Here is an 11,769-nt window from a genome sequence, read left to right as displayed (position 1 = left end):
CCGCGCCCCGCACATGGCAAGGCCCTCGCGGGTGCTCGCGAGCGCGCGCCGGGGAACCGTCAGCGCGAGAGCAGCGCGCCCCGCACGTCGAGTCCGACCTCGAGCGCGCCGTATCCGGCGCGGCCCGACAGGACGATGTCCGTGCGGCCGCGCACCGCGCCCGAGAGCACCCCCGCGGCGGCGCCGACGGTGGAGAACCGGACCGGAACGACGATCGTGGCCTGGCCGTTCGGCGGCACGGCGTCGAGCGACCACTTCGCGGCCTGGGCCACCGGCACGCCCGAGACGGACAGATCGTAGGCGAGGCGGCCGGTCGGGAGCGGGAACGGGTTCGGGTTCGTCACGTCGACGCGGAGCTCCACCACGGTCTGGAGGAGGTTCCTCTCGCGCAGCACGGCGTCGTGCAGCGCGACCGCGGGGAGGCGCGGCAGGACCACGCTCCCCTCCTGCGCCCACGGCAGCTCGAGGGCGCCGCGATCGTCACGCACCCACGCCGCGCCGTGCACGGTGAACGGCAGCGCCTCCTGCGTCGCGAGCACCCCGAGGAAGCCCGGGACGTCGGCCCAGCGGAGGCGGACCGGCACCGTCACCGGGACCGTGCCGCCGGCGGGGAGCACGAGCTCGCTCGCCGCCTGCCCCGCGCCGACGCGGGCGCCGAGCGCGTCGATCGCCCACGTGAACCGGAGGAGCGGGACCGCGAACGGGTTCGGGTTCTCGATCCGGCCGGAGACCGCGAGCGCGACGCCGAACGCGTCCACCGCCTGCGGCAGGACCGCCTCGGCGCGGAAGACCGGCGGCTCGATCGCGCGCGGCGGCGGCGGGGGGACGGAGCGGGCGCCGCCGCAGCCGGCGGCGGCGGCGACGAGGGCGACGAGGGCGGCGGTACGGACCGTGCGCATGCGCAAACCTCCGGCGGCGGGGCTCCAGGGGGACAGCGGGACTGACCGTTGTATTCACGCCGCGCGCGCGGCGGATAGGGCCGCGGTCGGCCGAGGTGCGCCCGGCGCTCACACGACGAGGCGGGAGGGCCTCGCGCGCGCCGCGGGACGCCGTTCGTGGTGAGCCTGTCGCGCCGCGAACGGGCGCGGCGCAACGCCCTTTCCCCGAGCCTGTCGAACGGTCAGGGTAACCGCGCCGCTCGCGCCCGCGCAGCCCCGCGCCGGTCCGGGTCAACGTGACCAGAGCACCGTCGAGGCACTCCCACATCCACCTTCCCTGTCCCCAGCTTCACTCGGGATGGGCTCCTTCGACGTCGCCCTCGTGGCCCTCTGCGTCGTTTCCGGCGCCGGGTGGGCGGCGCTCGGCGCGTGGCGCTCGCCAGAAGGGACTCCCCGCGCGGCGGTGCGCGCCCTCCTCGCCGGCGCCGCCGCGTTCGGGATCGCCCTCGGCGCGTACGAGGTCCTCCGCCTCACCGGCGTCGAGATCACCTGGGACGGGCTCCTCGGTGGCGGACGGAACGCGGTGGTGCTCGCGGTCGTCATCGGCCTCGTCGAGGAGGGCGGGAAGCTCGTCGGGATCGCGCTCGCCGTGGATCGGGCGGATCGTCCGGGCGCGGTGATGCGGTCCACGCTCGGCGTCGCCGCGGGGTTCGCCGCGCTCGAGGCGATGATCGCGCTGCGCGGAGTGGCCGCGCCCGCCGCGGTCGTGCGCGCGCTGCTCGCACCTGCCGCCCACGCGCTCCTCGCCGCGCCGCTCGGGTTCGCCGTGTGGGGCGCGGCAAGGAGCCCGCGCCGCGGCGCGCTCCTCGTCGTCGCCGGCCTCGTGACCGCCGCCGGGCTCCACGCCGCCGCGGACCTCTCGCTCGCGCTGCCGCGGTTCGGGCGCATCGGGTACGCGCTCGCGCTCCTCGCCCCCGTCGTCGCGCTCCAGGTGCATGGCCGCCGGCTCGTCGCCGGGCCCGCCGTCCGCTAGAGCCCCGGAGCGGCGCGCTATCGCAGCCCGGCGACCAGGATGACCAGCGTCACCGCCGAGGATCCCACGAGGGCCCAGCCCAGCTCGCGCAGCCGCCTCGGCGAGAACCGCACGAGGCAGATCACGATGGAGAAGAGCGCGGTCGGCAGCGTGGCGAGGGCGAGCGCGACCGGCAGCCCCGCCCACGACAGCGCGCCCGCCGCGGCGGCGAGCAGCGCCGCGATCACCGCGTGCCGGCGGCCGGGATCCGCGGCGCCCTTCGAGCGGACGCGCACGAGGATCACCTGTACCGCGAGCGTCGCCGCCGCGAAGGCGAGGATCCAGGCGAGCAGCGCCGCGAGCGCCGCCGCCGGAGCTGCGCCGCCGGCGAGCGCGACGGCCCAGCCCGCCGACGCGAGCGCGGCGGCGACGACGATCTCGCCGATCGCCGTCTTCTCCTGCCGGCGGCGGACGAGCACGGCGACGGCGGCGGCGAGCGCGGCGGGGAGCACGAGAGCGAGGCGCGCCGCAGGAGGCGCCAGCAGGACGCCGCCGAGGCCGGTCGCCGCGGCGAGGCCCCCGAGCCCGAGCAGCCACCGGACCGCGCGCGCGCCGTCCTCCGCCCTCGCCCGCCGCCCGCGCTGGCCGAGCGCGACGAGGAGCGGCTCGTGCGCGATGAACGCGAGCACCACGGCGGCGGTGAGGAGCGTCGCGGCCGCGGTGGGGCGGCCGATGGCGAGGGCGGTGAGGAGGGGCATCGCGAGCTGGCCCCACGCGCCGTGCTCGTGCGGCAGCAGGGAGCGGCGTCGGGGCTTCGCGGTCTCGGTCGGGAAGGTCGTCTCGGTGAGCATGCGCTGCGGCTCTTTCTAGCAAGGGCGCGGCCAGCGCGAGCGACCCGCGTTTCCTGGGCATTTCGCGGCGGTCCGGCCGGCCCCACCCAATCCTCGGTGCCCGGGGCACGAAATGCCGGTGCTCCGTCCCGCGCGGACGTGCGGTTTGACGGCCGCCGCCCCGTCCGGTATCCGTTCGCCCCCTCGCCCGCCAGGGAGCTCCATGGAAGCGATAATCAGCTCGTTCCTGCTCGTCGCCGCGAGCGAGATGGGCGACAAGACCCAGCTCCTCGCGTTCTCCCTCGCGACCCGCTTCCGTCGGCCCTGGCCCATCCTCGGCGGCATCCTCGTCGCGACGCTCGCGAACCACGCGCTCGCGTCCTCGGTCGGGGCATGGGTCTCCGCCCGCGTCCCGCCACAGATCCTCGCCGGCGTCCTCGCCGCGACCTTCATCGGGTTCGGCCTGTGGACGCTCCGGCCGGACACCCTCGACGAGGCCGAGCGGACGGACCGCTTCGGCCCGTTCCTCACCACCGTCGTCCTCTTCTTCCTCGCGGAGATGGGCGACAAGACGCAGCTCGCGACGGTCGCGCTCGCCGCGCGCTTCGGGTCCGTCGTGCTGGTGACCACCGGCACCACGCTCGGCATGCTCGCGTCGGACGGGCTCGCGGTGTTCCTCGGGGAGAAGCTCGCGGCGCGCGTCGGCTCGAAGGGGATCCGCTGGGCGGCGGCGGCGCTCTTCTTCGCGTTCGGGCTCGTGTCCCTCTGGGCGGCGATCCGCGGCGGAACGTAGCACCCCCGAGCGGGCCAGGTGCCCGAAGCGGGGAGGCAACCGATCGTAGGGGGGCCGGTGGGTCGTGCGCGCCGGCGCGGAGGCGATGCCCTTGGGCGGCGGCACCCGCATCGAGATCCTCGCGCACCTCGGCGCAGCGCTGCTCGCCGGGGCCGCCATCGGGATCGAGCGGAGCTGGCACGGACGGCCGGCGGGCTTCCGGACGCACGCGCTCGTCTGCGTCGCGTCGAGCCTGCTCATGCTCCTCACCCTGTACCAGCGGCGCTGGTTCCCGTCCGTCGGCGACAGCGTCCGGATCGATCCGACGCGCATGGCGCAGGGGATCATGACCGGCATCGGCTTCCTGGGCGCCGGCGTGATCTTCAAGGAGGGGCTCACCGTCCGCGGCCTCACGACCGCCGCGTCGATCTGGATCACCTCCGCGATCGGCGTCCTCATGGGGAGCGGGCTCTACTTCCCCGCGTTCTCGGCGACGGTGATCACGCTCGGCGTCCTCTCCGCGTTCCGCGCCATCGAGAACCGGCTCCCCGCCGCGCAGTTCGCGCACCACCGCCTGCGGTTCGACCGCGGCGAGGTGCTGCCGGAGGAGACGGTCCGGGCGCTGCTCGCGCGCCACGACTTCAAGGTCTCCGGCGTCTCGTACCGGCTCGTCGACGAGGGCCGCACCTTCGAGTACCGGATGACGATCCGGACCCGCGACCCGCGGAACTTCACCCGGCTCGCGGCGTCGCTCCAGGCGCTCGCCTCGGTGCGCGAGTTCCACATCTCGCCCGCGGGGGACTGAGGCGCCTCGCGGCTGGCGCGCGGGGCGGGTCTCCTCCACAATGGGAGCCCTCCCGCGCCCGAGCCCACGCCCATGACCACGCGCCTCCCCCTCGCGATCGCCGCCGCGGCGCTCGCCCTCGCCGTCGCCCCGACGCGCGCCGCCGATCCGTGGGATGGGCCGGCGCTCTCGGCCGACCCGGCGGCGCTCCTCGACGCTGCGAACGCCCTCGCGCCGGCGAAGGGCGCGGGCGTCGACGTGCTGCTCGAGGCCGCGGACTACGTCTACGACGCGCGCGGCGCCGCGACCGTCACGCACCGCCTCGTGTACCGGCCGCTCACGCCGGACGCCGCCCGCGCCTGGGCCCGCGTCGAGCGGAGCTGGGCGCCGTGGCACCAGGCGCGCCCCGAGCTCCGGGCGCGCGTCGTGACCGCGAAGGGCGAGGTGCACGTGCTCGACCCGGCGACGCTCACCGAGCGCGGCGCGGGCGAGGACGGCGAGACCTTCACCGATCGGCGCGTCGTCGCCGGGCCCCTGCCCGGGGTGCGCGTGGGCTCGATCGTCGAGATCGTCACGGTGCTGCGCGACGAGGCGCCCGCGTTCGAGGGCGGCGTCTCGACCCGCTTCTACCTCGCGCAGCCCACGCCGGTGCGCCACGTCCGCGTGACCGTGGCGGCGCCCGCCACGCTGCCGCTCCGGTGGGTCGCGCGCGGCGACGGCGTGAAGCCCGTCGAGTCCACGAAGGACGGCGTCCGGACCGTCACGGCGGAGCGCCGCGACGTCGCCGCGCTCCCGCCGGGCGAGCCCAACGCGCCACGCGACGTGCCGCTCGCGCCGAACCTCGCCTTCGGCTGGGGCCGGTCCTGGCAGGACGTGGCCGAGCGCTACGGCGCGGCCTGGGAGCGGCAGCTCCAGAGCGCCGACCTGTCCGCCGAGGTCCGCGCTGCGCTCGGCGAGGGGAAGCCGGACCGCGCCGACGTCGTTCGCCGGATCGTCGCCTGGGTGCACGCGAACGTCCGGTACACCGGGCTCGAGCTGGGGCAGGCGGCCCTCGTGCCGGCCCGGCCCGCCGAGACGCTCCGCCGCCGCTACGGCGACTGCAAGGATCTGTCGCTGCTCGTCGTCGGGCTGCTCCGCGCCGCGGGGCTCGACGCCCGGCTCGCGCTCGTGCGCGCGGACTGGCAGGAGCTCCTCCCCGAGCTGCCCGGCGTCTCGCAGTTCGACCACGCGATCGTCCGCGTCGAGGGCGCGCCGCCGGTCTGGATCGACGCGACCGATCCCTGGACGCCGCCCGGGCGGCTCCCGGCGCCCATCGAGGGCCGGCTCGCGCTCGTCACGGGGAAGGGCGTGAAGGACCTCGTCCGGACGCCCGAGAGCGGCCCCGCCGAGAACCGCGCGCGGACCGTCCGCGAGGTCCACCTCGCCGAGCTCGGGAAGGGCCGGATCGTCGAGACGCGCGAGCTCCGCGGCGCCTTCGCCGCGGCGGAGCGCGCGGCGCGCGACCGGGTCCCCGCGGATCGCCGCGAGGAGCTCGCCGCCCGCTACGCGAAGGACGTGTTCGGGGCCGAGGAGCTCGTGTCGTCCGCGGTGGACGACCTCGAGGACGTCTCGCGGCCGCTGCGCGTGCGCGTCGAGGCGAGCGGCGCCGACGTCGCGCAGACCGAGGACGACGAGGCGGAGGTGCCGGTCGCGCCGGACCAGGTCTTCGACGGCCTCCCGTCCGCGGTCATCGGCGAGCGCGGCACGGCCGGCGCGAAGGCGCACGACCCGCCGGCGCGGAGGAGCGACCTGTTCCTCCCGGTCCCGTACCAGTGGGAGATCGTGTACCGGCTCATCCCGCCGGACGGGTTCCGCGCCCCGCCGCTGCCGGCCGGCAGCGAGGAGCGGTTCGGGCCCGCGCGCCTCTCGCAGGCCTACGCGCTCGAGCCGGACGGCTCCGTCACCGTCACCTTCCGCTTCGACACGGGCGCCCGCCGGCTCGCGCCGGCCGACGCCGACGCGCTCGGGCGGCGGGCGCGGGCCATCATCGCCGAGCGGAGCCCCCGGATCCGCTTCGAGCGGATCGGGGCGGCGCTGCTCGCGGCCGGGAAGGTGCCGGAGGCGCTCGCGGAGATGCACCGGCTCGGCGCGCTCCACCCGGCGGAGGCGCTCCATCACCTCCACCTCGCGCTCGCGCTGCTGCAGCTCGGGTTCCGCGACGCGGCGGTCGCGGAGGCCCGCGCGGCCGTCGCGCTCGAGCCGAAGCGGGCCTGGGCGCACCGGGTGCTCGGCTTCGCGCTCGAGCACGACGCCATCGGCCGGTTCCACGGGCCCGGCTTCGACCACTCCGGCGCGGTGGCCGCCTACCGCGCCGCGAAGGCGCTCGACCCGGAGCACGCCGGCGGCCGCGCCGTGCTCGCCGAGCTGCTCGCGCACGCGCCGGACGGCGAGCGCCACGGGCGCGGCGCGCGGCTCGACGAGGCGATCGCCGAGTACCAGGCGATCCGGGTGGACCTCGACGAGAAGGGCTACGGCGACGGCCACCTCGCCGCGCTCCTCGCGGCGGGGCGCTTCGCCGACGCCGAGGCGCTGGCGCGCGACCTTCCGCGCGACAAGGACCGCGACGCGGCGCTGCTCGCCGCCATCGCGGCCCAGCGCGGGGTCCAGGCGGCCGAGGAGGAGGCGCGCAGCCTCGGCGAGGGCCGCCGCGACGCGCTCCGGGACGCCTCCCGCCAGCTCGTCCGCGTCCGCCGGTACGGGCCGGCGACCGGCCTCGCCGCCGCCGCGGCGCAGGGCGCGCCGAACGCCGCCGAGATCCGCCAGCAGGCGGAGACGTTCGAGGGCATCGTGCCGTGGGAGACGCTGAAGGACCGGGGGACGGACGTCGAGCGCCTCGTCCGGCGCGTCTTCGTCGTGTCCCTCACGTCGCCCGAGCCGGACAAGGCGCTCGCGCCGCTGCTCGCGCGCGCGCGCCTGCCCGCCGAGCTCGTCCCGGTGCTCGAGGGCGGGGTCCGCGTGCCCGTCCACAGCTTCCGGCGCGTGCTCCACGGCGCCTCCGTCGACGTCTTCCTCGATCTCACCCTCTCGAAGCTCGAGCTGCTCCAGGACGGCGATCCCGCGACGGGGCTCCGGGTCCGGCTCCGCTTCCCGAGCTCGGCGGGGGAGAACCCCCCGGCGCTGTTCCTGGTGCGGGAGGGCAAGGAGCTGAAGGTCCTCGCCACCGACTCGGCCTGGCCGATCCTGGGCGAGGAGGCGCTCCGGCGCGTGACCGAGGGCGATCTCGCAGGCGCGCGGCGCTGGCTCGAGTGGGCTCGCGAGGTGTTGCCGGGGGCGCCGGGCGACCCGGCGTCGCCCGCCGGGATGCTCGCGGCGCTCTGGCACCCCGGCGCGGCGTCGACCGCCGCCGAGGCGAGGCGCGCCGCCGCCGCGATCCGGGCGTGGGCCGATCCGGCGGGCCGCGCCGCGCTCGTCCTCGACGCCGAGCGCGCCGCCGCCCGGGACCCCGCCGAGCGGCGCGCCCTCGGGTTCGCGCTCGCGCAGTCGTACCGGAGCGCGAAGAGGTGGGCGGACCTCCTCTCGGTCGGAGACGGCCTCCTCACCGACGATCCCGCCTCGGGCGACGCCATCGCCGTGAAGGTCTTCGCCCTCGAGAAGCTCGGTCGCCGCGCCGACCTCGACGCCCTCGCCGCCACGGCGCTGGACCGCCTGCCCGGCGATCCCGACGTCCTCGGCACGCTCGGCAGCGCGTACACCCAGCTCGGCGACGTCCCCGCCGCGGCCCGGATCTGGCGGCGCGCCATCGACGCCGGCCGCGCGACCCCGGTCATCTACAACAACGCCGCGTGGCTCGAGCTGTACCGCCCCGAGCCCGCGAAGGAGATGCTCGAATGGGCGCGGCGCGCCACCTCCGGCGAGCGCGACCGGAACCACGCCGGCCTGAACACGCTCGCCGCCATCCTCGCCTCCCTCGGCCGGGCGGGCGAGGCGCGCCAGGTGCTGCTCGAGTCGCTCGACGCCGACGGCGGCGCCGCGCCGGGCCCGTCGGACTGGTTCGTGTTCGGCCGGATCGCGGAGGGCTTCGGCCTCCTCGACGTCGCGCGCGACGCCTACGCGCGCGTCGCGCCGGAGCCGGAGGACCCGACCTCCGCCGAGGTGCTCGCGAAGCGCCGCCTCGCCGCGCTCGGCCCGGCGCCCGCGCCGGCGGTCCCGCCCGGGCCGGCGGCGGCGCCCGTGCCCGCCACCGACAAGGCCGCTCCCGGGAAGAAGCCGCCGCGCGAGAAGGACCCGCCGCGCAGGCCGAAGAAGGCGCCCGCGCCCGGCCCGGGCGCGCCCGCCTAGCCCGCGTCGCCGGCGCCGCGTTCGCGCCGGGCGGTTCCGCTTGACGCCTCCTTTCCCCGGCGCGACAAGACCCCGGTGACCACGCTCTGGCTCCGCGCCTGGGGTGACGCGACCGCGTTCCTCCGCCGCTCGACGCGGCGCTTCGGCGCCGCCGACGTCGCGGTGCTCGCCGCGGTCGGCGGCATCGCGTTCGCGGTGAGCCGCGTCGCCGCCGACTTCACCGGGGTCCTCCGCCCGCAGGTCGAGATCGACCTCTCGCCCCGCGCCCTGCCCGGCTACGCGCTCCTCTCGCTGTCGCGGGGGATCGCCGCGTACCTCCTCTCCCTCTTCTTCACCCTCGGCTACGGCTACTGGGCCGCGAAGGATCGGCGCGCCGAGCGGATCCTCATCCCGCTGCTCGACGTCCTGCAGAGCGTGCCGGTCCTCGGGTTCATGCCCGGGCTCGTCCTCGCCCTCGTCGCGCTGTTCCCGCGATCCAACGCGGGGCTCGAGCTCGCCGCGATCGTGATGATCTTCACCGGCCAGGCCTGGAACATGACGTTCAGCTTCTACCGGTCGGTCCGATCGGTGCCGGCGGACCAGCTCGAGGTCGCGCGCACCTACCGGTTCTCCTGGACGGAGCGGTTCCGCTGGGTGGAGCTGCCCGCGAGCGTCATCGGGCTCGTCTGGAACTCGATGATGTCGATGGCCGGCGGGTGGTTCTTCCTGATGGTGAGCGAGGCGTTCGTCCTCGGCGACAAGGACTTCCGGCTCCCCGGCCTCGGCTCGTACATGTCCGTCGCCGTGGCGCGCGGGGACGGTCCCGCGATGGCCTGGGCCGTCCTCGCCATGACGCTCATGATCGTGGCCCTCGACCAGCTCCTCTGGAGGCCGGTCGTGGTCTGGTCGCAGAAGTTCCGGCAGGAGGACGCCGGGCAGGCGGAGGCGGCGGAGTCGTGGTTCCTCGAGGTGCTGCGGCGCTCTCGCCTCCTCGCGGCGGGCGGCGCCCTGGTGGATCGCGCAGGCGCCGCGCTGCGCCGCCGGTCCCGCCCGGCCGTCCCCGCGGCGCGCGTCGCGGCGCCGGGCGCCGCGGCGCAGGCCCTCGCCGTCGCGCTCCTCGTCCTCCTCGTGGCGGGCCTCGGGGCGGCCGCCGTCCAGCTCGTGCTGCTCGTGCGCGCCGTCCCCGGCCGCGAGTGGGCGATGACCGTCGCCGCCGCCCTCGCGACGCTCGGGCGCGTCCTCGCGTCGACCGCGCTCGGCACGCTCTGGGCGCTCCCTGCCGGGCTCGCCATCGGCCTCTCCCCGCGGCTGTCGCGCCTGCTCCAGCCGGTGGTGCAGGTGGTCGCGAGCTTCCCCGCGCCGATGCTCTTCCCGGCCGCCATCGCGGTCCTCGCGAAGCTCGGCGTGGGCCTCGGGGCGGGGAGCGTCGTCCTGATGCTCCTCGGGACGCAGTGGTACATCCTCTTCAACGTGGTGGCCGGCGCGATGGCCGTCCCCGCCGACCTCAGGGAGGCGGCGCGGAGCTACCGGATCGGCGGGCTCGCGCTCTTCCGGCGGCTGCTCTTCCCGTCGGTGCTGCCGTACCTCGTCACCGGCTGGGTGACCGCGGCGGGCGGCGCCTGGAACGCGTCGATCGTGTCGGAGTACGTCACGACGCAGCACCGGACGCTCTCCACGTTCGGCCTGGGCGCGCGGGTCTCGGCCGCCGCGGAGCACGCCGACTTCCCGCTGCTCGCCGCGAGCGTCGTCGTCATGTCCGTCGTCGTGGTCCTCTTCAACCGGCTCGTCTGGCGCCCGGTCTCCGATCTGGCCGAGCGCCGCTACGCCGTCGCGCGGTGACGCCATGGCCAACCCCGCCTCCGCCCCCGCCGCCATCCCCGTCTCGCCGCTCTGCGAGATGCAGGGCGTCTCCCACTGGTTCCAGCTCCCCTCCGGGCAGCGCCTCGAGGTGCTCGAGGACGTGTCGCTCGCGGTGAACCCCGGCGAGGTGGTGGCGCTGCTCGGCCCGTCCGGCTGCGGCAAGTCCACCATCCTCCGCATCCTCGCCGGCCTCATCACGCCGACGCGCGGCCAGGTGCGGTACCGGGGCGCCGCGCTCGACGGCCTCGCGCCCGGCGTCGCCATCGTCTTCCAGAGCTTCGCCTTGTTCCCCTGGATGTCCGTCGCGGAGAACGTGCGGGCGGTCCTCACCGCGGCGCGCCTCCCGGAGGAGGAGGTGGCCGCGCGCGCCGCCGACGCCATCCGGATGGTCGGCCTCTCCGGCTTCGAGGAGGCCTACCCGCGGGAGCTGTCCGGCGGGATGAAGCAGCGGGTCGGCATGGCGCGGGCCCTCTCGCTCCGGCCGGAGGTGCTCTTCATGGACGAGCCCTTCAGCCAGGTGGACGCGCTCACCGCCGAGGCGCTCCGCGCCGAGGTGCTCGACATCTGGGCGGAGCGCGAGTCCAACCCGTCGTCGATCCTCCTCGTCTCGCACGACATCAAGGAGGTGGCCTTCATGGCCGACCGGATCGTCGTGCTCGGCGCGAATCCGGGCCGCGTCCGGACCATCGTCTCGAACACGCTGCCGCGGCCGCGAGACTACCGCTCGCCGGAGGTGCTCGCGCTCGTGGACCGCCTCCACGACCTCATCACCGGGCACGAGCTGCCCGACGTCCCCGCCGCCGCGGCGGCCGCGACCGAGGTGCTGCCGCAGGCGGGGGCCAACGAGATCGTCGGCCTCATCGAGTGGCTCGCCGCCCGCGGCGGCCGCGAGGACGTGTTCCGGATCGCCGCCGAGACCAACCGCGAGTTCGGTCACCTCCTCACGATCGTGAAGGCGGCCGAGATGCTCGATCTCGTCGACACGCCGAAGCGGCTCGCCGTGCTCACGCCGGAGGGGCGCGCCTTCGCCGCCGCCGACCCCGACGGGCGGAAGGCCCACTTCCGGAAGAAGCTCCTCGAGCTGCGGATCTTCTCGGACGTCCGCGACGCGCTCCTCGAGGAGCCGTCACACCGCCTCGACCGGGACTTCGTGCTCGAGACGATCGTGCTGCGCATGCCCGCCGAGGACTACGAGCGCGTGTTCGCCGTCTGGGTGGGCTGGGCGCGCTACGCCGACCTGTTCGCCTACGACGAGGACGACGGGACGGTGACGCTGCAGGAGGCGACCGCGCCCGCGCAGACGCCCGCGTAGCGGGCCTCCTCCCGGACGGGCCGCC

8 protein-coding genes are annotated in these 11,769 nt (G+C 76.4%); 6 read left to right on the top strand and 2 right to left on the bottom strand.

Going from position 1 to position 11,769, the window contains the following annotated elements:
• Nucleotides 1-59: 59 nt before the first annotated feature.
• Nucleotides 60-899 carry an NDR1/HIN1-like protein gene (locus tag AMOR_RS15740; protein ID WP_248352508.1) on the bottom strand — a complete coding sequence of 280 codons (840 nt, stop codon included), beginning with the start codon at nt 897-899 and terminating at the stop codon, nt 60-62.
• Nucleotides 900-1,236: 337 nt separating this feature from the next.
• Here AMOR_RS15740 and AMOR_RS15735 point away from each other — a divergent pair, with 337 nt between their 5' ends.
• Nucleotides 1,237-1,911, top strand: a complete 675-nt coding sequence (locus AMOR_RS15735) for a PrsW family glutamic-type intramembrane protease (RefSeq protein WP_248352507.1) — start codon at nt 1,237-1,239, stop codon at nt 1,909-1,911.
• Between the two features lie 17 nt (nt 1,912-1,928).
• Here the strand turns inward: AMOR_RS15735 and AMOR_RS15730 are convergent, their stop codons facing one another.
• The gene (locus AMOR_RS15730; protein WP_248352506.1) at nt 1,929-2,741 is read right to left on the bottom strand and encodes a YwiC-like family protein; all 813 of its coding nucleotides are present in this window, start codon (nt 2,739-2,741) and stop codon (nt 1,929-1,931) included.
• Between the two features lie 202 nt (nt 2,742-2,943).
• Here AMOR_RS15730 and AMOR_RS15725 point away from each other — a divergent pair, with 202 nt between their 5' ends.
• The 5 genes from AMOR_RS15725 to AMOR_RS15705 all read left to right on the top strand — a co-directional run bounded on the left by AMOR_RS15725 (nt 2,944) and on the right by AMOR_RS15705 (nt 11,744).
• Entirely contained in the window at nt 2,944-3,513 is a 570-nt protein-coding gene (locus AMOR_RS15725) for a TMEM165/GDT1 family protein (RefSeq protein WP_248352505.1), read from the top strand.
• A 91-nt stretch (nt 3,514-3,604) separates the two neighbouring features.
• Nucleotides 3,605-4,297, top strand: coding sequence for an MgtC/SapB family protein (locus tag AMOR_RS15720; RefSeq protein WP_248352504.1), 693 nt, complete (start codon nt 3,605-3,607; stop codon nt 4,295-4,297).
• Between the two features lie 72 nt (nt 4,298-4,369).
• Nucleotides 4,370-8,593, top strand: a complete 4,224-nt coding sequence (locus tag AMOR_RS15715; RefSeq protein WP_248352503.1) for a DUF3857 domain-containing protein — start codon at nt 4,370-4,372, stop codon at nt 8,591-8,593.
• A 75-nt stretch (nt 8,594-8,668) separates the two neighbouring features.
• Nucleotides 8,669-10,411, top strand: coding sequence for an ABC transporter permease (locus tag AMOR_RS15710; protein ID WP_248352502.1), 1,743 nt, complete (start codon nt 8,669-8,671; stop codon nt 10,409-10,411).
• Between the two features lie 4 nt (nt 10,412-10,415).
• Nucleotides 10,416-11,744: an ABC transporter ATP-binding protein gene (locus tag AMOR_RS15705; protein WP_248352501.1), complete on the top strand. Its 1,329-nt coding sequence runs from the start codon at nt 10,416-10,418 to the stop codon at nt 11,742-11,744.
• Nucleotides 11,745-11,769: the final 25 nt, after the last annotated feature.

Source organism: Anaeromyxobacter oryzae, assembly GCF_023169945.1.
Taxonomy (GTDB): Bacteria; Myxococcota; Myxococcia; order Myxococcales; family Anaeromyxobacteraceae; genus Anaeromyxobacter; species Anaeromyxobacter oryzae.
The sequence above is the reverse complement of the archived record's forward strand: the minus strand, read 5'-3'. Positions and strand labels throughout refer to the sequence as shown.

Coding starts and splice junctions, on each gene's coding strand:
- AMOR_RS15740 (WP_248352508.1), bottom strand. CDS start 899: ATGCGCACGGTCCGTACCGCCGCCCTCGTCGCCCTCGTCGCCGCCGCC.
- AMOR_RS15735 (WP_248352507.1), top strand. CDS start 1,237: ATGGGCTCCTTCGACGTCGCCCTCGTGGCCCTCTGCGTCGTTTCCGGC.
- AMOR_RS15730 (WP_248352506.1), bottom strand. CDS start 2,741: ATGCTCACCGAGACGACCTTCCCGACCGAGACCGCGAAGCCCCGACGC.
- AMOR_RS15725 (WP_248352505.1), top strand. CDS start 2,944: ATGGAAGCGATAATCAGCTCGTTCCTGCTCGTCGCCGCGAGCGAGATG.
- AMOR_RS15715 (WP_248352503.1), top strand. CDS start 4,370: ATGACCACGCGCCTCCCCCTCGCGATCGCCGCCGCGGCGCTCGCCCTC.
- AMOR_RS15705 (WP_248352501.1), top strand. CDS start 10,416: ATGGCCAACCCCGCCTCCGCCCCCGCCGCCATCCCCGTCTCGCCGCTC.